The sequence below is a fragment of the Streptomyces sp. NBC_01116 genome, from assembly GCF_041435495.1.
Taxonomy (GTDB): domain Bacteria; phylum Actinomycetota; class Actinomycetes; order Streptomycetales; family Streptomycetaceae; genus Streptomyces.
In genome coordinates this window covers 1,102,530-1,123,093 of sequence record NZ_CP108644.1, presented here as the reverse complement: position 1 = coordinate 1,123,093, position 20,564 = coordinate 1,102,530, and the positions used below count along the sequence as shown (strand labels likewise).

General features: G+C 74.1%; 18 protein-coding genes. 8 read left to right on the top strand and 10 right to left on the bottom strand.

The annotated features are described in order from the left end of the window. Nucleotides 1–112: 112 nt before the first annotated feature. The 3 genes from OG245_RS04670 to OG245_RS04660 form a co-directional block, all read right to left on the bottom strand. On the bottom strand, nucleotides 113–625 hold the full coding sequence (locus tag OG245_RS04670) for a nuclear transport factor 2 family protein (protein ID WP_371622284.1): 513 nt from the start codon (nucleotides 623–625) through the stop codon (nucleotides 113–115). Between the two features lie 82 nt (nucleotides 626–707). Then, entirely contained in the window at nucleotides 708–1,577 is an 870-nt protein-coding gene (locus tag OG245_RS04665) for a universal stress protein (protein ID WP_371622283.1), read from the bottom strand. 80 nt (nucleotides 1,578–1,657) lie between these two features. Further along, nucleotides 1,658–2,713, bottom strand: coding sequence for a ferric reductase-like transmembrane domain-containing protein (locus OG245_RS04660; protein ID WP_371622282.1), 1,056 nt, complete (start codon nucleotides 2,711–2,713; stop codon nucleotides 1,658–1,660). A 238-nt stretch (nucleotides 2,714–2,951) separates the two neighbouring features. On the opposite strand from OG245_RS04660, the gene OG245_RS04655 reads away from it, so the two are divergent. Continuing rightward, nucleotides 2,952–3,623: a hypothetical protein gene (locus OG245_RS04655; protein WP_371622281.1), complete on the top strand. Its 672-nt coding sequence runs from the start codon at nucleotides 2,952–2,954 to the stop codon at nucleotides 3,621–3,623. A 391-nt stretch (nucleotides 3,624–4,014) separates the two neighbouring features. After that, complete coding sequence (locus OG245_RS04650; protein ID WP_371627805.1) at nucleotides 4,015–4,665, top strand: sigma-70 family RNA polymerase sigma factor; 651 nt, start codon at nucleotides 4,015–4,017, stop codon at nucleotides 4,663–4,665. Here OG245_RS04650 and OG245_RS04645 read toward each other — a convergent pair. The 4 genes from OG245_RS04645 to OG245_RS04630 are packed head-to-tail and all read right to left on the bottom strand — an operon-like array spanning nucleotide 4,662 to nucleotide 9,088. Then, a complete protein-coding gene (locus tag OG245_RS04645; RefSeq protein WP_371622280.1) occupies nucleotides 4,662–5,990 on the bottom strand; it encodes an MFS transporter in 1,329 nt (442 codons plus the stop codon). The genes OG245_RS04650 and OG245_RS04645 overlap by 4 nt on opposite strands. Nucleotides 5,991–6,000: 10 nt before the next feature. Then, nucleotides 6,001–7,224 (bottom strand): ATP-grasp domain-containing protein, encoded by a 1,224-nt coding sequence (locus tag OG245_RS04640; RefSeq protein WP_371622279.1) that lies wholly within the window; start codon nucleotides 7,222–7,224, stop codon nucleotides 6,001–6,003. After that, nucleotides 7,221–8,351: a pyridoxal-phosphate dependent enzyme gene (locus OG245_RS04635; protein ID WP_371622278.1), complete on the bottom strand. Its 1,131-nt coding sequence runs from the start codon at nucleotides 8,349–8,351 to the stop codon at nucleotides 7,221–7,223. Before OG245_RS04635 ends, OG245_RS04640 begins: the two co-directional genes overlap by 4 nt. Then, nucleotides 8,348–9,088, bottom strand: a complete 741-nt coding sequence (locus tag OG245_RS04630) for a class I SAM-dependent methyltransferase (protein WP_371622277.1) — start codon at nucleotides 9,086–9,088, stop codon at nucleotides 8,348–8,350. The genes OG245_RS04635 and OG245_RS04630 overlap by 4 nt, the downstream gene beginning before the upstream one ends. 380 nt (nucleotides 9,089–9,468) lie before the next feature. Between OG245_RS04630 and OG245_RS04625 the strand changes: the two genes are divergently transcribed. Both OG245_RS04625 and OG245_RS04620 read left to right on the top strand, forming a co-directional pair. Next, complete coding sequence (locus tag OG245_RS04625) at nucleotides 9,469–13,674, top strand: molybdopterin-dependent oxidoreductase (RefSeq protein WP_371622276.1); 4,206 nt, start codon at nucleotides 9,469–9,471, stop codon at nucleotides 13,672–13,674. Between the two features lie 18 nt (nucleotides 13,675–13,692). Further along, entirely contained in the window at nucleotides 13,693–14,259 is a 567-nt protein-coding gene (locus tag OG245_RS04620; RefSeq protein WP_371622275.1) for an AAA family ATPase, read from the top strand. A gap of 187 nt (nucleotides 14,260–14,446) precedes the next feature. On the opposite strand, the gene OG245_RS04615 is transcribed toward OG245_RS04620, so the two are convergent. Together OG245_RS04615 and OG245_RS04610 are read right to left on the bottom strand one after the other, a co-directional pair. Further along, nucleotides 14,447–15,319, bottom strand: a complete 873-nt coding sequence (locus OG245_RS04615) for an undecaprenyl-diphosphate phosphatase (protein ID WP_371622274.1) — start codon at nucleotides 15,317–15,319, stop codon at nucleotides 14,447–14,449. Between the two features lie 178 nt (nucleotides 15,320–15,497). Then, nucleotides 15,498–16,220 (bottom strand): TVP38/TMEM64 family protein, encoded by a 723-nt coding sequence (locus tag OG245_RS04610; RefSeq protein WP_371622273.1) that lies wholly within the window; start codon nucleotides 16,218–16,220, stop codon nucleotides 15,498–15,500. A 49-nt stretch (nucleotides 16,221–16,269) separates the two neighbouring features. Between OG245_RS04610 and OG245_RS04605 the strand changes: the two genes are divergently transcribed. From OG245_RS04605 to OG245_RS04590, 4 genes are all read left to right on the top strand, one after another. Then, nucleotides 16,270–16,983, top strand: a complete 714-nt coding sequence (locus OG245_RS04605; RefSeq protein WP_371622272.1) for a DNA alkylation repair protein — start codon at nucleotides 16,270–16,272, stop codon at nucleotides 16,981–16,983. Between the two features lie 76 nt (nucleotides 16,984–17,059). Beyond that, nucleotides 17,060–17,215 (top strand): hypothetical protein, encoded by a 156-nt coding sequence (locus OG245_RS04600; protein ID WP_371622271.1) that lies wholly within the window; start codon nucleotides 17,060–17,062, stop codon nucleotides 17,213–17,215. 95 nt (nucleotides 17,216–17,310) lie between these two features. Next, on the top strand, nucleotides 17,311–18,486 hold the full coding sequence (gene tuf / locus OG245_RS04595) for an elongation factor Tu (RefSeq protein ID WP_371622270.1): 1,176 nt from the start codon (nucleotides 17,311–17,313) through the stop codon (nucleotides 18,484–18,486). A 73-nt stretch (nucleotides 18,487–18,559) separates the two neighbouring features. After that, entirely contained in the window at nucleotides 18,560–19,405 is an 846-nt protein-coding gene (locus OG245_RS04590; RefSeq protein WP_371622269.1) for a spermidine synthase, read from the top strand. Nucleotides 19,406–19,450: 45 nt separating this feature from the next. Here OG245_RS04590 and OG245_RS04585 read toward each other — a convergent pair whose 3' ends face one another. Next, nucleotides 19,451–20,542 carry a hypothetical protein gene (locus OG245_RS04585; RefSeq protein WP_371622268.1) on the bottom strand — a complete coding sequence of 364 codons (1,092 nt, stop codon included), beginning with the start codon at nucleotides 20,540–20,542 and terminating at the stop codon, nucleotides 19,451–19,453. Between the last annotated feature and the right edge of the window lie 22 nt (nucleotides 20,543–20,564).

The window sequence follows — 20,564 nt, the reverse complement described above, 5'->3', positions numbered from 1 at the left end:
ACCCAGTGTGGGGGAGGTGATCCGCGCCGGACACAGGACGCGGGCCGAGCGGGGCACGGCGGGCGGCCCCGGCGCCCTTCGGGCGGCGGCGACGGCGGTGCGACGGCGGGGCCTACGCGCCCGGCGCCCGGCGCCACTTCTCGTGGACGGTGACCGAGCGGATGAGCCAGTCCGGTTCGGCGCGCCGCAGCTCGAAGGTGTAGCGGCCGCCGGTCACGAAGTCGGGCGTCGCACCCCCGGCCCGCCCGGAACCGGCTCCCCCCGGCGCGTCCGCGTCCGGGCCGCTCGCCGTCTTCCGGGCCAGGCACATCGGATTGAGGTAGTCGGCCCGCACCTCGGCCCGGTCGCCCGTGTAGCCGCCCAGGTCCTCCAGGTCGATCCGGCGGTTGACGATCAGGTGCTGACGTACGGGGAAGAGGCGCATCGTCTCCTCCAGCCACCGGGCGATCTCGTCGGCCGGGCCCTCCACGCCCCCCGCGCCCCGGTAGTCCGCGCGGCCGTCCGGGGTGAACAGGGCGCCGTAGTCCGACCAGGCCCCGTCGTCGACGGCCACCGCGTATCCGGTGATCACCGCATCGACGGCGAGCCGGTCCATCACGGTCGCGAGTGCCACACGCTGTGTCATCGGTCAAGTCTCGGTCAAACCGCCCGCCAGGCCAAGGGGCCCGCACCGACGGGACTGCCGGGGCGGGAAAGGGCCGGCCGGCTCAGCAGGGCACGACGGCGACCGGTCCCAGCGCGTGCGTGACCGCCGTCTGCGCCACCGGGGACAGCCCGAGCCCGAGCGACTCGCCGCCCTTGCGGCGGCCGACCACCGTCAGGGCCGCGGTGGCCGACGCCGTCACCAGGGTGCGCGAGGCCGAACCGTTGACGGGCTCCCGGACGATCTCCACCTGCGGGTACTTCTCGTGCCACCCCGACGTCAGCTCGGCCAGGGTCCGAGCGGCCGAGCCCGCCGCCTCCTGCCGGTCCAGGACGGGGCCGCCCGCGAGCATCGAGGAGAACATCGTCCAGCCGTGCACGATCCGCAGCCGTGCGCCCGGCCGGGAAGCCGCGGTGGCGAAGGCGAACTCCAGGACCGCCTCGCTGCTCTCGTCGGCGGCCACCCCCGCCACGATGTCGGTGAAGGCCCCCGCGTCCCCGGCGCGGTCGTCGTCCCCCTCCGGGCGGCCCTCCTGCACGACGACGACGGGGCAGCTCGCCATCGACGCGGTGGCGAGGCTGTTGGAACCGACCATCAGCGAGCGGAAGCCGCCGAGCCCGCGCGACCCGACCACGATCATCGACGCGTCCCGGCCGAGCGAGACCAGGGCAGCGGACGGGAAGTCCAGCGGGGCCAGCGTCGAGGGCCGCAGCTCCGGAGCGATCAGCGCGCTCCGGCGCACGGACTCGGCCAGAAGGGTCTCCGCCTCGCGCCGTCCGGTCTCCTCGTCGACCTGCCGGGTGAGCGGACGGACGTGGACGATCAGCAGGGGCAGTCCCCGCCGCACGGCTTCGTGGGTGGCCCAGTCGAGCGCCTGCCGACTGTGCGCGGAACCGTCGACTGCGGCGATCACGGGAAGATCGTTGGTGGTCATGCCTCCGAGCGTACGTCGCCGGGCGGACGGCTCTCACCCGCGGTGGCGGCCGGCGCGCACGCGCGGAGGCGGACGGCCTCTCAGTCGTGGTTGTGGGTGGAGGAGGTGTCCTCCGGGGGCACGCTGCGCCCGCCGTCGCTGCCACTGGCCACGACGGCGACGAGTGCCGCCAGGACCGCCACCACGACGAGCCGGCCGCCCACGCGCAGAACCCACCCGGTGCGGGCCCCGGCGGTCGCTCCGGGCCGGGACGGCAGCTTCTCGGAGCGGCGGGCGGGCCGCAGCAGCCGCAGGAGCAGCAGCGCGGCGATCGGGAGCTGGAGCAGCCAGACGCTCGTGCGGAACCAGCCGTCGTACCAGACGTTGGTCCCGTACAGCAGGGTGTGCCAGACGCTGAGGACGTAGACGACGATCACGCAGCGGTGCAGTATCCGCCAGGTCTTCTGGCCGATGCGGTGGCGTACGTAGAAGACCAGGCCGAGGGGGATTGCGAGGTACAGGGCCGCTTGGCCGATGGGGATGGCGATCTTCCCGGTCCCCGAGTCGTAGCCGCCGGGAACGAGGGCCTCCACGAAGGCGGTGGCGACCGCGGAGTTCCAGGAGGCGGTGTCGTGCCGGACCAGCTCGGCCCCGAACAGCAGGGCGTGGGCCGCGATCAGGGCGATGGTGTTGAGGCTCGTGGTGCGGTGCAGGCGCTCCAGCCGGGGGCCCGACAGCGGCAGGCGGCCCGGCCGGGGGCCGGACAGCATCAGCCCGAGGATGACGGTTCCCCAGGCCCAGAGCAGGGCGGACCAGCCGAACGCCTGGCTGAGGAAGTACAGCCAGAAGTCGCCCGCCTCGGCCATGAACGGCATCACGGTGACCGTGGACGAGGTCTTGTTGCGGATACGTATGTAGAGCAGGACGAAGATCGCCGCGGTGATGAGGAGCGCCACCAGGCCGTCGGGCCACGAGGCCCGCAGGTCGGAGCGGAGCGTCGGCCGTTTCGGCGCTCCCGGCTGCCGGGGGGAGGGGACGCGGCCGTCGTCCGGTGCGGCGCCGTCGGTGGCCGTGGCGTCGGGTCCGGTCCCGGTGGCGGCGCTTTCGGGCGTCTCGGCGGCCGCTGCCGGTTCGGGGGTGGGGAGTGGGTTCGTCATGCGGCCTCTTCGGGGCGGGGGTATCGGCTGGTGGGGGGCGGATGCGGCGGCCCCGGGCCACGAGGCGTACGCAGACGCGTTGTTGGAGCAGTCGGACGCGGCGGGCGGAAAGTTCCCGACACCTGTATGTGATATGGATCACACCATGTTGCCGGTGGGGCAAACAAGGTGAACTCCCGTTGTTTCGGCATCTGGTGCCCTTCTCTCCGGGGTGGGTGCGACTGGCACGATGGCTGCCATGGGAGCCGGAACCGCACTCCGACTCGTACGCACCGCGCTGTTCGCGGTGGTGTGCGTCGCCGTGTCCGGACTCGGCCACGCGCTGATGTCCGGCGCGCCCCTGCCCCTGCTCGTCCAGGCCGCCGCGCTGCTGCCGGTGTGCGGGACGGGGTGGTGGCTCGCCGCGCGGGAGCGGAGCGCTCCGGTGACCGTGACGGCCCATGTCCTGGGCCAGTTGGGGCTGCACGCCTTCTTCGCCTCCGCCGGATCCTGGCTGCCGTCCGGCTTCGGCGCGCACCACTCGGGCGGCGGCCGTGCGGCGGGCGCGATGAACCACTCCGCGCACGAGGCCGCGATCGGCGGCCCGTCGGGCCTGATGGGGCTTCTGGCCGCCTTCGACGGCACGGTGTTCACCCTCGGCATGGCCGCCGCCCACGCGGCGGCCGGGCTGATCTGCGGCTGGTGGCTGTGGCGGGGCGAGGTCGCCCTCGCCCGGCTGGGCCGCTGTCTGGTGCTGTTCGTCCGGGCGCCGCTGCGGACGGCCTGGCGCCTGTGGTCCGCGACGCCCCCCGTGCCCGCGCCGCCCGTCCGACGACGCGTCCGCCGCCGGCCGCGCCGCCGCTTCCGGAACCTCCTCGCCCTGCACGCCATCTCCCGGCGCGGGCCGCCGCTCTCCCTCCGCCTCCTCTGACCTCCATCCGTCCTCCGCCCACTGCGCGCCGGAGGCGGTACGGGTGTGCGCCCCGCGCACACCCGTGACAGGCATGCCGGTTCCGGCCCACCAGGGGCCCGGGACCGGTCGCCGGAGCCGGGCGACCGCTGTCGCCGGCTCCGCAAGGACGCGAAGGACCGCTGTGACACTTCCTGCTCCCGCGCTGCCGGCTCCCGCGCCACGCACCGCCGGGCCGCCCGCCGCCGCCCCACCGGCCGTCGGACCGGCCGCCACGGCACGACCCGCCGCCGCCCCACCGGTGGTCGCACGACCGGCCGGCGCGCGATCCGCCGCCGCACCACCACCGGCCGTCGCGAGGCCCGTCGCGCCCCCCGTCGCCGCGCCCGCCTCCCGGCCGCCGGTCATCCGGCTGTCCACGACCCGCCCGCCCCACACCCGGGTCCCGGCCGCCCGGCAGAACGACGGGCAGATCACCGACTGGGCGCTGGCGGCGGGCGGCGGGGACCGGGAGGCAGCCGACCGCTTCGTCCGGGCGACCTACGAGGACGTCCGCAGATTCGTCGCCTACCTCAGCTCCGACGTCCCGGGGGCCGACGACCTGGCTCAGGAGACCTACCTCCGGGCGATGAGCGGACTGGCCCGGTTCGCGGGGCGTTCCTGCGCCCGGACCTGGCTGATGTCGATCGCGCGACGCGTCGTCATCGACCGGCACCGAGCCGCCGCCGTACGCCCCCGGACCGCCGACACCGCGGACTGGCAGACCGCCGCGGAACGCGCCCAGCCCCGTCACCTGCCCGGATTCGAGGAGTCCGTCGCGGTGCTGGACGCCTTGGGCCGGCTGGAACCGGCGCGCCGCCAGGCCTTCGTCCTCACCCAACTGCTGGGCGCCTCCTACGAGGAGGCGGCGGCCGCCGCGGGCTGCCCGATCGGCACGGTGCGCTCCCGCGTGGCCCGCGCCCGCCGCGAACTCGCCGGGCAGTGGCGCGCGGGACCCGCCGAAGCGCACCCGGGCCCGCTCCACCACTCCGTGACCGGCCTGCGCCCGGACGGAGACACCTAAGGGGTGTCCCGCACCTCTTGGCCGGCGCCCGCCCGCGACCCCTCGGGGTCCCGGGCGGTGCGCCGCCGGCGGAGCAGGAACACCGGCACCAGCAGGCACTGGAGGCAGACCGCGGCCCAGAACCCCCGCGCCGAGCCCGCCGACTCCGCCGCCCCGTACAGCTGCCCGCCCACCACCCCGCTGGCGAACGCGCCGATGCCCGCCGCCAGCCGCTGCCGCCCGAACACGCTCGCCGCAGCCGCCGACGAACGGGCCAGCGCCTCCAGGTCGTTCTTGAGGAAGAGCACGATCTCCCCGAGGCACAGCAGCGCCCCGCCCACCGCGATCCCCGCGTGGCCCCCGGCCCCGATCGCCGCCATGCCCGCCGCCATCGCGCCGAACCCCCACCGCAGGGCGGCCGGGTAGCCCAGTGCGGCGACCCGTTCCGCCAGCAACGGCTGGGCGACGACGAGGAGGGCCGCGTACCCCGCCAGGACGGCCCCGTAGAAGGCCGCCGACGTCCGGGGGACCGCGTACAGCGCCAGATAGTGCTGGAAGAACATGAACGCGTACACACTCAGCACGGTCGCCACGAACGGTGAGGGCCCGGGACGCGGTGCGCCGGACTCCGGGGCCCGCCCGGCGGCGGGCGCTGCGGACGACCCGCCGGACGATCTGCCGGCGGGCCGGTCCGCCGCACTCGCCGGCAGCAGCGCGTGCCCGGCCCCCACGAGCGCGAACAGCACGGTGACGCAGGAGAACAGCACCCCGGGGGAGCCCAGGACGAGCGGCGCGGCGGCCGGAGGGCCCAGCGCCATCCCCGCGTTGAACGCCGAACTGCTCGCCGACAGCAGCCGGGGGCGCCGCTCCTCGGACGCCCCCTCCACGAGATACGCCTTGTTCGCCGGGAGGTAGAGCGCCGCGCCCGCCGACACCAGCAGCAGCGCCCCGACCGCCAGGACCGGACTCGTCAGCCCGGGGACGAACGCGGCGAACCCCGCCGTACGCAGCCCCAGCGCCAGCAGCATCGCGCGCCGCAGCCCGATCCGCCCGGTCACCGGCCCCGCCACCACGCCGCCGGCGAACTGGATCAGCGAGGCGACGGCCAGCACGACGCCGACCGTGCCGAGTCCGAGGCCGAGCCGCTGGTGCAGCAGCACCGACATGTAGGGCAGCACGGCGAAGCTGCCCAGCGTGATCAGGAACGAGCCCCCGAGCAGGAACCGCTGCGGGCCGGTGAGCGGCGGGCCGCCCGCCCGCCGGGGGGCGGACCTCCGCCCCGGGGCCCGGCCCGTCGGCCCACCGTCCGCGCCGGCCCCCGGAGCCCCGTCCGTCCGGCGGCTCACCTCCGCGGGCTCACGGCGCCCCGGCGACGACCGGGCGGACCCGGACGGCCGCGCTCCACGCCCGGTGCTGGGCCAGCTCCGCCGTCCGCCCCTTCGCCAGCACCATGCCCGTACAGCCCCGCTGGTCGCCGACGTGGAGCACGCTCTCGCCGGGCTCGCGGACCGGGAACCACTCCACCTCCCCGGGGAACGCCCCGAGTTCGTCGAGGCCGTGCCAGCCCTTCAGCACCCCGGGCTGCTCCGCGTACACCAGGACGAAGCCGTACGCGGGCCCTTCGGCGTCGAGCGGGGCGTCCAGCAGTGCCGGGCGGCGGCCGAGCGCCTCGTCCATCATGGCCGTGTAGACGTTGGTCCGCAGCGTCCGGCACAGCACCTCGCCGACCAGCGCGCCGCCGATCCTGCGGTTGATCTCCACCAACTCGGGCCCGTCGGCGGTCAGGACGAACTCCACATGGGCGAAGCCGCGGGCGTGCCCCGCCACCGCCAGGACCCGGCCCACCCACGCCTCGATGGCGGCGAGCTCCTCCCGGGGCAGCGCCACCGGGAACGCCGCCGCCTCCTCCCGTACCACCGCGGCCCGGGACGTCTGGCGGCTCAGCACCCCGAGCAGCCGTGTGGTCCCGTCCCAGCTGAAGGTCTCCGCGCTGTACAGCGGACCGGAGAGGAACGCCTCGGCCGACAGGTCGCCGATCAGGCGCTGTCGGCCCGCGTCCGCCAGCGCCCGGTGCAGCTCCTCCTCGTCGTGCACGATCCACACGTAACGCGAGGAGGTGCCCGCCGAGTCCTTCAGGACCGCGGGCAGCCCCACTGCCCGCAGCACCTCCCCGGCGCCTTCGGGGCCCGGCGGGACGGATACGGCCGTACTCCGGCTCAGCCCGTGCGCGTGCAGCGTCTCCCGGACCCGGCGCTTGTCCCGCAGCAGCCGTACGGCTCCGGGACCGGCGCCCGGGAGCCCCAGTTCGGCGGCCAGTTCGGCGGCCGGCAGGCTCCAGGTGTCCGTCGTGTTGATCAGCCCGGCCAGGTCCGGCACGGCGGCCAGGGCGCGACGGGTGGCCTCCGGATCCGTCGTGTCGACGTCCACGACGTCCAGCGCGTCCGGCGGCAGGACCGCCAGCTCGTGCCGGTAGACCGAACGGTCGCCGGTCAGCAGGCAGAGCCGGTGCCCCGCCTCGGCGGCGGCCTCCGCCATCCGGCCCAGGCCGAAGGACAGGGACTCCAGTGCGGCGATCGTCATGGCAGCAGCTCCACGGTCGGTACGGGGGAGGGACCATCGCCCTCGGCGGTCCTGGCGGCCTCCGGAGCGGCGCGCCCGGCCCATTCCATCACCGACCACGGCGGCCGCAGGTCGGCCGGCGAGGTGATGGTCCGGGGCCGCAGCCCGGCCGGGTCCAGGGCCTCGGCGTGCCGGGCGAACACCCGTTCCGCGTACCGGTGTCCGGTGTCGGCGCCCAGCACCAGATGCAGCCGCCCGGGATCGCGGGCCGCCTCCCAGGCAGCCGCCAGATGGGCCGCCCCGGTGGACAGGCCGGCGAACACCGCGTGCTCCCGCAGCAGTCCGACCGCCCCCGCCATCGCATGGCGGAAGTCCAGCCAGTGGACGGTGTCGTACAGCTCGTGGCGGACGTTCCCGAACGGGATCGAGCTGCCGATGCCCGCGATGATCGCCTCCGGGTCCTCGAACCGCTCGCTCCCGAACGTCACGCTGCCGAACGGCTGGATGCCCACCAGCCGCACCGACCGCCCCGACTCCCGCAGCGCGCGGGCCAGTCCGCCGGTCGACGCACCCGTGCCCACCGCGCCGACCACGGTCAGCGGGCCCTGGGGCAGCGCCCCGGTGAGCAGCTCCGCGAACTCCCGGTAGCCCTCGTGGTGGACCTGGTCGTGGTACTGCCGCATCCAGTGGAAGTCCGGCCGCTCCGCCAGCAGCCGGCGCACGTGGCGCACCCGCAGCTCCTGGTCCAGGCGCAGGCTCTGCGAGGGCGGCATCGCGTCGACCGTCGCGCCGAGGATCTCCAACTGCGCCCGCATGGTGGCGTCCACGGTGGTGGAGGCGACGATGTGGCAGCGCAGCCCGTAGCGGTGGCAGGCCATGGCGAGCGCCAGCGCGTAGATCCCGCTGGAGCTGTCGACCAGGGTCTGCCCGGGGACCACCCGGCCCCGGCGCAGCAGCGAGCGGACCGCGCCCAGTGCCGCGTACACCTTCATCGTCTCGAAGCGGGCGAGGACGACGTCGCCGGTCAGCCGGATCAGGTCCGGGGTCTTCACCGCGTCGGTGATGTGCTCGTGGACCGTCGCGACGGCCGGGCGCACGGGCGTGTCCGGCCCGGCCGTGCGCGGAGCGGCGTCCGCCCCGGCCCTCACTTGCGCCGCCCGCGCACGATCAGCCGGTCCGAGCGCTGGTCGTAGCCCGACGCGTCGAATCCGCCGAAGCACTCCACGTCGGTGAAGCCCGCGCTCTCGAAGAGGGCGTGCAGCTCGGCCGCCGAGTAGAGCCAGCAGGTGATGGACGCCGTCCGCGCCGTCGTGCCGCGCACCAGCGTCCAGTCCGTGCGCAGCCGCCGCCAGCTGTCGAGGACGGTGTCGCGCTGGACGACGTAGGCGCCGTCGGGCAGGTCGACCGCCTTCGGCCGCCCGATCCAGCCCGCCAGCACCTCCTTGCCCATCACGTCCACCAGGAGCTGCCCGCCCGGGGCGAGGCTCTCGTGGGCGTTGCGCAGCACCTGGAGATTGTCCTCGGCCTCGTCGAAGTAGCCGAAGGACGTGAAGACGTTCAGCACCACGTCGAACGCGCCCGGCTGCCGGTACGTGAGCATGTCGGCGCGCTCCAGCCGGACCTCGGCGCCCGCCGTGTCGCAGGCGGACCGGGCGCTCTCCAGCAGGGAGGGCGACAGATCGACCCCCGTCACCTCGTACCCGCGCTCCGCCAGCGGCACCACGAAGAGACCCGGCCCGCAGCACAGGTCCAGGACTCTCGTGCCCGGTGGGAAGTCCAGCAGAGGAGAGGACGCGACCAGGGCGGCCGCGGACTCGGCCCGCGCCGCCGGGAACATCGTCGGGGCGAAATCGGACCAGAGCGCGTCGTCCTCGTACCAGTGCATGCCTCGCGGCCTCCTCCCGGGCCCGGGGGCCCCGTGGGTGTGCTGCTGCCGTCGCCCCGGCAGCCGTGTACACGTCACCGGCCGCCGTTTCCTTCACCGGACGGATCTCCGGCGTCCGGCGTCTCTCCAGTAGTCGGCCGCCCCGGCCGGGAAGTTCCCCGCGATCACCGGGCGGGCCGACGGGACCACCGCCCGGCACCGCCCGCCACCGGGCGGGTCTCGCCCGGGCCTCACCGGCGGCCCCCGGGCGGTGTGCAGGCGACGTAACCGTCGTCGTTCGCCCGGTGTCATCCCCGGGTAACGGGCCCTTCCTAGATTCGGGGGTGACCGCAGCCACGCCCCCGCGTCCCTCCGGGAACGCCCGCCCCCGAAGGGCCCCCATGACCGTGCAGCCCCCGCCGCCGGACGCTCCCGCCACCGATCGGGTGCGCACGGTCTGCTCCTACTGCGGTGTCGGCTGCGGGATCGTCCTCGACCTCGCCGCCGGCCCCGACGGCCGCCGCACCGTCGTGAAGGCGTCGGGGGACAAGGAGCACCCGTCGAACGCCGGCCGGCTGTGCACCAAGGGAGCCACCGGCGCGGACCTCCTCGCCGCCCCCGGCCGGCTGACCACCGCCCTGGCCCGCCCCGACCGCAGCGAGCAGCCCGCCCCGCTCGGCCGGGACGCCGCCATCGCGGAGACCGCGCGCCGGCTGCGGTCCGTGCTGGACGCCCACGGCCCCGACGCGGTGGCCCTCTACGTCTCCGGCCAGATGACGCTGGAGGCGCAGTACCTCGCCAACAAGCTGGCCAAGGGCTTCATCGGGACCAACACCATCGAGTCCAACTCCCGGCTCTGCATGGCGAGCGCGGGCAGCGGCTACAAGCTGTCCCTCGGCGCGGACGGGCCGCCCGGCTCCTACGACGACTTCGCCCACGCCGACGTCTTCCTCGTCACCGGCGCCAACATGGCCGACTGCCACCCGATCCTCTTCCTGCGGATGATGGAGCGCGTCAAGGCGGGCGCGAAGCTGATCGTCGTCGACCCCCGGCGCAACGCCACCGCCGCCAAGGCCGACCTGTACCTCCGGATCCGGCCCGGCACCGACCTGGCCCTCCTCAACGGGCTGCTGCACCTCCTCGTCGGGAACGGGCACACCGACCCGGAGTTCATCGCCGAGCACACCGAGGGCTGGGAGCGGATGCCCGCCTTCCTCCGCGACTACGCGCCCGCCGCCGTCGCGGAGACCACCGGCATCCCCGAGGACGACATCCGGCGGGCGGCCCGCTGGATCGGCGAGGCGGGCGACTGGATGAGCTGCTGGACGATGGGCCTCAACCAGTCCACCCACGGCACCTGGAACACCAACGCCATCGTCAACCTGCACCTGGCGACCGGGGCGATCTGCCGGCCCGGCAGCGGCCCGTTCTCGCTCACCGGCCAGCCCAACGCCATGGGCGGACGCGAGATGGGCTACATGGGCCCCGGACTGCCCGGCCAGCGATCGGTCCTGGTCGACGAGGAACGCGCCTTCACCGAGGAGCTGTGGGGCGTGCCGCCCGGCACCCTGCGCGCGGACGGCTCGGGCAGCGGCACCGTCGACATGTTCCGGCGCATGGCCGACGGGGAGATCAAGGCCTGCTGGATCATCTGCACCAACCCGGTCGCCTCGGTCGCCAACCGCCGGACCGTCATCGAGGGGCTGGAGGCCGCCGACTTCGTCGTCACCCAGGACGTGTTCGCCGACACCGAGACCAACGCGTACGCCGATGTCGTGCTGCCCGCCGCCCTCTGGGCCGAGTCCGAGGGCGTGATGATCAACTCGGAGCGCACCCTGACCCTCTCCCGGCGCGCCACCGACCCGCCGGGAGAGGCCTGGCCGGACTGGCGGATCATCGCCGCGGTGGCCTGTGCCATGGGGTACGAGGACGCCTTCGGCTACACGAGCGCCGAGGAGGTCTTCGCCGAGATCACCCGGGCGTCGAACCCGCGCACCGGCTACGACCTGCGCGGAGTGACGTACGAGCGGCTGCGCGGGACGCCCGTGCAGTGGCCCAGCGCCGATGCCGACGGCCCGGCCCGCAACCCCGTGCGCTACGTCAACGACGGCGTCAGCCAGGAGCTGACCGTACGGGCCGACGGGAGCGTGCCGAGGCTCGCCTTCCCCACGCCGAGCGGCCGGGCCGTCTTCCACGCCCGCCCGCACCTGCCGGCGGCCGAAATGCCCGACGAGGACTTCCCGTACGTCCTCAACACCGGGCGGCTCCAGCACCAGTGGCACACCCTCACCAAGACCGCGAGGATCGCGAAGCTGAACCGGCTGGACCCGGGCCCCTTCGTCGAGATCCACCCCGACGACGCGGCGGTCCTGGGCATCGGCGAGGACGACGGCGTCGAGGTCGCCTCGCGGCGCGGGCGGGCGGTGCTCCCGGCCCGGATCACCGACCGGGTCGGGGCGGGGGAGTGCTTCGCCCCGTTCCACTGGAACGACCTGTTCGGCGAGTACCTCGGTGTGAACGCCGTGACCAACGACGCGGTCGACCCGATCTCGTTCCAGCCCGAGCTGAAGGTGTGCGCGGTCCGGCTGGCGAAGGTCGCCGCGCCCGCGCCGCGCGGCGGACCCGCCGAGGCGGAACGGCCCGCGCCCGGCGGTGGCCCCGGTCCCGGATTCACGGGTACCTCGGGCCCGGCGAACCCCTCGGGTCTGGTCGGCACGCTGGGCCCGGCGGACACCGCCCCACCCGTCCTCACGGAGACGGAACGCCGCTATCTGGCCGGATTCCTCGCGGGCCTCGGCGCCCGGCCGGAAGGCACCCCGGTGCTTCCCGAGGGCGCCCCGTTCGCCCCGGACCACGCGCTCTGGGTCAACGGAGTGCTCGCCGGGACGTACTCCCGGCTCGCGGGGGCGGCGGGGCCCGGACCCGCCGCGCCGACGGCCACCCCGGACGGACAGGGCCGGCCGGTCGTCGTGCTGTGGGCCTCGCAGACCGGCAACGCCGAGGAGGCCGCCGCGACGGCCGCCCGGACCCTGGCCGCCGAGGGGTACCGCACCACGCTCCTCGGCATGGACGACGGGACGCCCGGGGCCCTTCCGAGCCCGGCCGACCTCCTCGTCGTCACCAGCACCTTCGGCGACGGCGACGCCCCCGACAACGGCTCCGCCTTCTGGGAGTCGCTGAACGCCCCCGGGACCCCGGGCCTGGAGGACGTCCGCTACGCCGTACTCGCGCTCGGTGACTCCAGCTACGACGACTTCTGCGGCCACGGCCGCCGTCTGGACGAACGCCTCGGCGAGCTGGGCGCGGAGCGGCTGGTCCCGCGCACCGACTGCGAACCGGAGTACGAACAGCCCTTCGGCCAGTGGCTCAAGGAGGTCCGGACGGCACTGGAGGCCACGACGCCGGAAGGGACGGCGGAGCGGACGGCGCCCGCACCGCCCGCCGCGGCGACGGCGTCGCCCGCAGCGGCGGCGCCCGCCCGCCCCTCCAGGGCCGCGCCCGTCACCGCCCTTCTCACCGGGAACCGCCTCCTGAGCCTGCCCGGCGCGACGAAGGAGGTCCGCGCCTTCACGATCGACACCGGGCACGCCGACACCCCCCTGACGTACACGGCCGGGGACGCGCTGGGCGTACAGCCCCTCAACTCACCGGACCTGGTCGCCGAATGGCTCGCCGTCACCGGACTCGACCCCGCCGCCGAGGTGGACGTCCCCGGACACGGCCCGGTCGCCCTCGAAACGGCCCTGCACCGCCACCTCGACATCGCCCGCATCACCCCGGACCTGCTGCGCCTGGTCGCCGACCGGACGGGGGACCGGTCCCTGAAGAAGCTGCTGCGCCCCGACAACAAGGGCGAGAGGGACCGGTGGATCTGGGGGAGGCAGGCCGTCGACGTCCTCGCCGAACACCCGGTACGGGCCGCGGCCGCCACCTGGGCCGAGGTGCTCGGGCCGCTGAGGCCCCGGCTGTACTCCATCGCCTCCAGCCCGCTCGTGGACCCCCACCGGATGCGGCTGACCGTCTCCGTGATCCGCTACGAGAGCCACCGCGGCCGGATGCGCAAGGGCGTCGCCTCCACGTTCCTCGCCGACGCCGGACCGGACAGCCCCCTGTCGGTGTTCGTCCAGCGGAACGACCGTTTCCGGCCGCCCGCCGACCCGGCCGCCCCGATGATCATGGTCGGGCCCGGTACGGGAGTCGCCCCGTTCCTGGGCTTCCTGGAGGAACGCCGGGCGCTCGGACACCCCGGCGCCAACTGGCTGTTCTTCGGCGAGCAGCACCGCGCGACGGACTTCTACTACCGCGACGAACTCGACGCGCTGAGCCGCTCGGGCACCCTCACCCGGCTGGACACCGCCTTCTCCCGCGACCAGCGGGCCAAGGTCTACGTCCAGGACCGGATGCGCGAGCACGGAGCCCAGCTCTGGTCCTGGCTCCGCGACGGCGCCCACCTCTATGTCTGCGGCGACGCCTCCCGCATGGCCAAGGACGTCGACCGGGCCCTGCGCGACATCGCCGTCGCCCACGGGGGACTCGAACCCGACGCGGCGGCCGCGCAGGTCAAGCAGCTAGCCTCGGACCGCAGATACGTGCGTGACGTGTACTGAACGAGGGAGCGTGGCCACATGGGGTGGACAGAGGTACCGGTCGACACCGGATCACCGGCGGCGGGCGCCGTCCTGCTGATCGGCATCCCCGGCAGCGGCAAGAGCACGGTGGCCGCGGCTCTCGCCGCCCGCTTCGCCACCGCCGCCCACATCGAGGTGGACGCCCTCCAGGAACTCATCGTCTCCGGCGGCCGGTGGCCCTCGCCCGAGAAGGACGAGGAGGCGGACCGGCAGATCTTCCTCCGGGCCCGCAACGCCTGCCTGCTGGCGGACAGTTTCGCCGCCGCGGGCTTCCTCCCGGTCATCGACGACGTCGTCGTACGCCGTGCCCACCTCGACTTCTACCGCGCCACGCTCACCGGCGTACCGCTGCACTGCGTGGTCCTGGCCCCGGGAGCCGCGAAGGCCAGGGAGCGCAACCTCGCCCGGGACAAGACGCTGACGACGGACTGGTCCCCGCTGGACGACGTCATGCGCGCCGAACTGGCCGACGAGAAGATCTGGATCGACAGCGCGGAGCTGACCGTGGACGAGACGGTCGACGCAGTCCTGACCGCCACCGGCCTGACGCCGCCACCGGCCTGACGCCGCCACCGGCCTGACGCCGCCACCGGCCTGACGCCGCCACGGGGCCGAGGCCCGGTAGGTGTCCGGGGCCCCGGCGTTGTCAGACCCCCGCCGTACGGTGGGGGCCATCTATCCGCGCTGCTGGCTGCTGCGCTGCTGGATCGCCCCGCCCGGCTGCTCCCGGGCGGGGCGCACAGCGATGACGTCAGCCCGCCGACTCACCCGCGTGCGGGCTGAGCACCCCGGCCCAGATCAGGATGAAGAGGACGATGCCGAGCAGGATGCGGTAGATGACGAACGGCATGAAGCTCTTGGTCGTGATGAACTTCATGAACCACGCGATGACGGCGTATCCGACGAAGAACGCCACCAGCGTCGCGAAGATCGTCGGGCCCCAGGAGACATGCCCCTCGCCCACGTCCTTGAGCTCGTAGGCGCCCGAGGCGAGCACCGCGGGGATCGCCAGCAGGAACGAGTAGCGGGCGGCCGACTCGCGGGTGTAGCCCATCAGCAGGCCACCGCTGATCGTCGCGCCCGACCGGGAGACCCCGGGGACGAGCGCCATCGCCTGGCAGAACCCGAAGATCAGACCGTCCCTGACCCCGAGGTCCTTGAGCGTCTTGCGCTCCTTCACCACCCGGTGCTTGCCGCCCGACTCGTCGCGCGCGGCCAGCCGGTCGGCGATGCCCAGCACGATGCCCATGCCGATCAGCGTCGTCGCGATCAGCCGGAGGTCGCGGAACGGTCCCTCGATCTGGTCCTTGAGCGTGATGCCCAGGACGCCGATGGGGATCGAGCCGACGATGACCAGCCAGCCCATCTGGGCGTCGTGGTCACCGCGCATCGCACGGTCCGTCAGCGAGCGGAACCACGCGGACAGGATGCGTGCGATGTCCTTGCGGAAGTAGATGAGCACCGCCGCCTCCGTGCCGATCTGACTGATGGCGGTGAAGGCGGCCCCCGGGTCGTGCCAGCCGGCGAACGCGGCGGTCAGCCGCAGATGGGCGCTGGAGGAGATCGGCAGGAACTCGGTCAGTCCCTGAACGAGTCCCAGGACGAATGATTCGAACCAGCTCATGGGGCTTCGGCCATCCCGGAGGTGATCGTGCATCGGCCACGGACGGCGGGGCCCGTCGGCTGCGTGCGGGGTACGGAGTGCGGTCAAGGACAACAAGGACATCGAGGTCGCGGGCAGCGTATCGCCTGAAAGTAAACGTCAGACCTACTGCACCGGTCATCCACGTGCCGCCGTACGTTCAGTTCTCCGGCGTGTCCCGGCCGAGCCGGTGACGCTTGCGCCAGGCGACCAGCGCCCCGCCGAGAGCGGACAGCACGATGAAGCCCGTGGCGGCCAGGAAGACCGGCGAGGTCGGCGACGCGGCCTCGCTGCCGGCTATCACGTACGCCGCCGTGTTCGGGATCGACCCCAGCCCGGTGGCCAGGAGGAACGGCGGAGCGCTCATCCGGGAGGTCGCCGCGCAGTAGTTGGCGGCGGCGAACGGGATCCCGGGGAAGAGCCGCAGCGCCAGGACGGACCGGAAGCCGTGCCGGCTCAGCACCCCGTCCGCGGCGGTCAGCAGCCTCCCCCGCAACAGGGTCCGCAGCGCGTCCTGGCCCAGCACCCGGCCCAGCATGAACGACACGCCCGCGCCCAGCACCGTGCCCGCCAGCGCCGCCGCGAGACCCGCCTGCGCGCCGAACAACGCGCCCGCGGCGATGTTGAGCAGCGGACGCGGCACGAACGCCACCGTCAGCGCCCCGTACGCCAGCCCGAAGATCATCGCGGCCGTGCCGCCGGTCAGCTGGGGCGGCCAGCCCGACGCCAGCAGCCGCTGTGGTTCGAACAGCAGCATCGTCGACGCGGCCCCCAGCAGGACGACCACGAGCAGCGAGAACCGGGACCACGGCGACAGCAGCGCCCTGGAGAGGCGCAGGGCGGGACCGGTGGCGGGCCGGGCGGAGGGGACGGGGTCGAACATTCGGGGAGAGTAACCGAAAACGCTGTGTGATCGCCGTAATGTGCCTCGCGTGAACCCCGCCGCCGACGCCCCCGTCCCGCCGGACAGCGCCCTCGCCGACACCGTCCTGGAGCGGCTCGTCGCCGTCTATGCCCCGGCCGCCGACCCCGTGCGGGCCGCGGGAGCCGCCGCGTACATGAAGCACGTGGCCCCCTTCCTCGGGATCCCCACCCCCGAGCGCCGGGCCCTGTCACGGACCGTGCTGGCGGGCGCCGGGCGGCCGGAGGAGGCGGACTGCACGGCGATCGCGCTGCGCTGCTGGCGGCTGCCGGAGCGGGAGTACCAGTACTTCGCCGCCGACTACCTGCGCCGGTACGCGGGCCGCTGCACCTCCGGCTTCCTGCCGGTCCTGCGCCACCTCGTGACCACCGTCCCCTGGTGGGACACGGTCGACGTGCTCGCCGCGCATGTCGCGGGCCCCCTGGTCGCCGCCGACCCGGCGCTCGCCCGGGAGATGGACCGGTGGATCGACGACCCCAGCCTCTGGGCGGCCAGGACCGCCCTGCTGCACCAGCTGCGCTACCGGGAGGCCACCGACACCGGCCGGCTCTTCGGCTACTGCCTGCGCCGCGCGGACCACCCCGACTTCTTCATCCGCAAGGCGATCGGCTGGGCCCTGCGGGAGTACGCCAAGACCGACCCCGCCGCCGTACGCGACTTCGTCGTGGGAGCCGGGACCCGCCTGTCGCCGCTCTCCGCGCGCGAGGCGCTCAAGAACCTCTGAGGCGTCGGGAAGAGGACCTCCGAGGCGTCGGGAAAACCATTCGACGGCGACGCCCCGCCCGGCCATGATCAGGGGCATGTTCCGGTACGCCTTCCCCGCAGCGCCGTCCGCAGTCGCGGACGCGCCGAAGGCTGCCGTGAACGACTTCGCCCTCGCGGCGGCGTTCGCCGCGGCAGCGGCCACGGCAGCGTGCACCGCCGCCGCAGCGCCCATCGGCGGCGCCCGAAGCTGACCCTCCCCCGACAGTCCGGCGGACCCCGTGAGGGGAGGGTCGGCGGGGCCCTGGGGTCTTCTCTTCTCAGCTTCGAGTTCTTCAAGGAACGAGCCATGTCCAAGACCGCTTACGTACGCACCAAGCCGCACCTCAACATCGGCACCATGGGCCACGTCGACCACGGCAAGACCACGCTCACCGCCGCCATCACCAAGGTCCTCAGCGAGCGCGGGGGCAGCTCCACCTCCTACGTGTCCTTCGACCGGATCGACCGTGCCCCCGAGGAGGCCCAGCGCGGCATCACGATCAACATCGCGCACGTCGAGTACGAGACCGACACCCGCCACTACGCGCACGTCGACATGCCCGGACACGCCGACTACATCAAGAACATGGTGACCGGGGCGGCGCAGCTCGACGGGGCGATCCTCGTCGTCTCCGCGCTCGACGGGATCATGCCGCAGACCGCCGAGCACGTGCTGCTGGCCCGTCAAGTGGGCGTCGACCACATCGTCGTCGCCCTCAACAAGGCCGACGCGGGCGACCCCGAGCTGACCGACCTGGTCGAGCTGGAGGTCCGCGAGCTGCTCTCCGCGCACGGGTACGGCGGCGACACCGTCCCCGTGGTCCGGGTCTCCGGGCTCAGGGCGCTGGAGGGCGACCCCCGGTGGACGGCGGCGATCGAAGGGCTGCTGGACGCCGTCGACACCTACGTACCGATTCCGGTGCGCTACACCGACGCGCCGTTCCTGCTGTCCGTCGAGAACGTCCTGACCATCACGGGCCGGGGCACCGTCGTCACGGGCGCCGTCGAGCGCGGCACCGTCCGCGCCGGCGACCGGGTCGCGGTGCTCGGCGCGGACGTCGAGACGGTCGTCACCGGCCTGGAGACCTTCGGCAAGCCGATGGAGTCCGCCGAGGCCGGGGACAACGTCGCGCTGCTGCTGCGCGGGGTGGAGCGCGACCGGGTCCGCCGCGGCCATGTCGTCGCCGCGCCCGGCAGCGTGGTGCCGAGCCGCCGGTTCACCGCCCAGGTGTACGTCCTGTCGACGAAGGAGGGTGGCCGCTCGACCCCGGTGACCACCGGCTACCGGCCGCAGTTCTACATCCGTACGGCGGACGTCGTCGGCGACGTCGACCTCGGCGGGACGGCGGTCGCGCGCCCCGGCGACACGGTCACGATGACCGTGGAGCTGGGCCGTGACGTGCCACTGGAGTCCGGTCTCGGCTTCGCGATCCGCGAGGGCGGCCGCACGGTCGGCGCGGGCACGGTCACCGAGCTGCTCTGAGCACCCCCGCTGCCCGTCACCCCGCGTCCCGGGGGTGACGGGCAGCGGGGGCGGGGGAGGCGACAATGGAGACGTGAACGAGCCGATACCCGTCATCCGCGAGGTCGACTGCGGCACCGCCCGGCTGCTGCCCGACGTGGACCGCGACCGGGCCTGGCTGCTCATGGTCGACGACGCGCCCCAGTCCTACGTCGACCTCGACGACCCGTCCCACCTGGAGTTCGAGTACGTACGCAGGCTCGCCCACGTGGTGGACGGCGCGGCCGGACCGGGCGAGCCCCTGGACGTCCTGCACCTGGGCGGCGGGGCGCTGACCCTGCCCCGCTACGTGGCGGCGACCCGCCCCGGATCGCGCCAGGACGTCGTCGACGCGGACCGGGGGCTGCTGCGGCTGGTCCGGGAGCATCTGCCGCTGCCCGGGGGCGGCGGCATCTCCCTGCACGCGGCCGACGCCCGGGAGCGGCTGGAGGCGGCGGTCCCCGCCTCCGTCGACCTCCTGATCGCGGACGTCTTCGGCGGCTCCCGTGTTCCGGCGCACCTCACGTCCGTCGAGTACGCGCGGGCCGCGGGCCGGGCGATGCGCGAGGACGGGATCTACGCCGCCAACCTGGCCGACAGCGCGCCGTTCGCCTTCCTCCGCTCCCAACTGGCGAACTTCGCCGCGGTCTTCCCGGAACTCGCCATGATCGGGGAGCCGGCCGTGCTGCGCGGGCGGCGCTTCGGCAACGTCGTCCTGCTCGCCTCGTACGCGCCCCTCGACGTGGCCCCGCTCGTCCGCGCCTGTGCCGCCGACGCCTTCCCCGCACGGGTCACCCACGGCCCCGCGCTGACCCGGTTCATCGGCGGGGCCCGCCCGGTGGCGGACGTGGACGCGGTCGCCTCGCCCGAACCGCCCGCCGGAGCCTTCAGCGTCGGCTGAGGCTCCGGCGGGCGGCTCGGCGGCGGGAACGGACAGGCGCGCGGGTCAGCCGGTGGGCTGCCCGGAGAGGCGGACCGTGCTCAGGATCTTCTGGATGGTGGTGTCCGGAAGCTCGTCCTTGACGTCGGCCGCGGCGTAGAGGACCCAGGTCGAGTAGTCGCCCTTGGAGTTCTTGAAGGAGAAGGCGATCGACTTCCCGTCGCTGTCGCACTTCTCCTTGTTGGCGAGGCCCAGCGCGGTGGCCTGGACGACGCTGCCGGAGAGGCCCGACTCGGTGGTGTACGCCTTGGGCTTGCCGATCTTGACCTTGCTCTTGGGGTCCAGCTGGGCGTAGGCGGCCCACACCCAGTTGGCGGCCTCGTTCGTCGCGGCCTCGTCGGTGTTCTTGGCGCCCTGGGCGCCCTTCGTCCCGACGCCGGCGAGCCCGGTGTCCTCCTCGCTGCCGTCCCCGTCGGAGTCGTCGACGCACCACTTGCTCTTGTAGTAGGCGGGCGCGGAGAAGCCGGCGACGGGCGGGCCGTCGGGCTTCTTGGCGTCCTCGAATCCGGAGAACATCCCCGAACTCGCGACCTCCCAGTCACCGGGAACGTCGAACTGCGTGCCCCACTTGGGGTTGGTGACGACCTTCCAGCCCGGAACGACCGGCTTGGGGTCGCTCTCGGAGCCGCGCGGGTTCTCGGCAGGCGGCGCGGAGCCGGTGTCCGCCTCGCTGGGCTTGGCGCTCGGCGACGCGGACTTCTTGTCGTCGGCGACGGTCTTGCCCTCGTCGTCCTTGCCGAGCACGAGGAAACCGGTGACGCCCGCCGCGACCACGACGGCGGTCGCCGCGACGATCGCCACGATCGTCGTCTTCTTCTTGTCGTCGCCGGGCTTCGGCCCGCCGGGCGGACCCGGGACGGCGTACTGCGGCACCGTCGGCTGCTGGTAGGGATTCGGCTGCTGGTACCCCGGCTGCCCGGCGGGCGGGCCCTGCGGGTATCCGTAGCCCGGCTCCGTGGGCTGGCCGGGCTGCCCCTGCGGCGGATATCCCGGTTGCTGGTAGGGATTCGGCTGCTGGTACCCCGGCTGCTGGTACGGGTTCTGGTTCTGGTCCTGCGGGTTCTGCTCGCCCCCGGGCGGCTGCGTTCCTGGCCACATGGCCAGTAACCATAGATGGGGT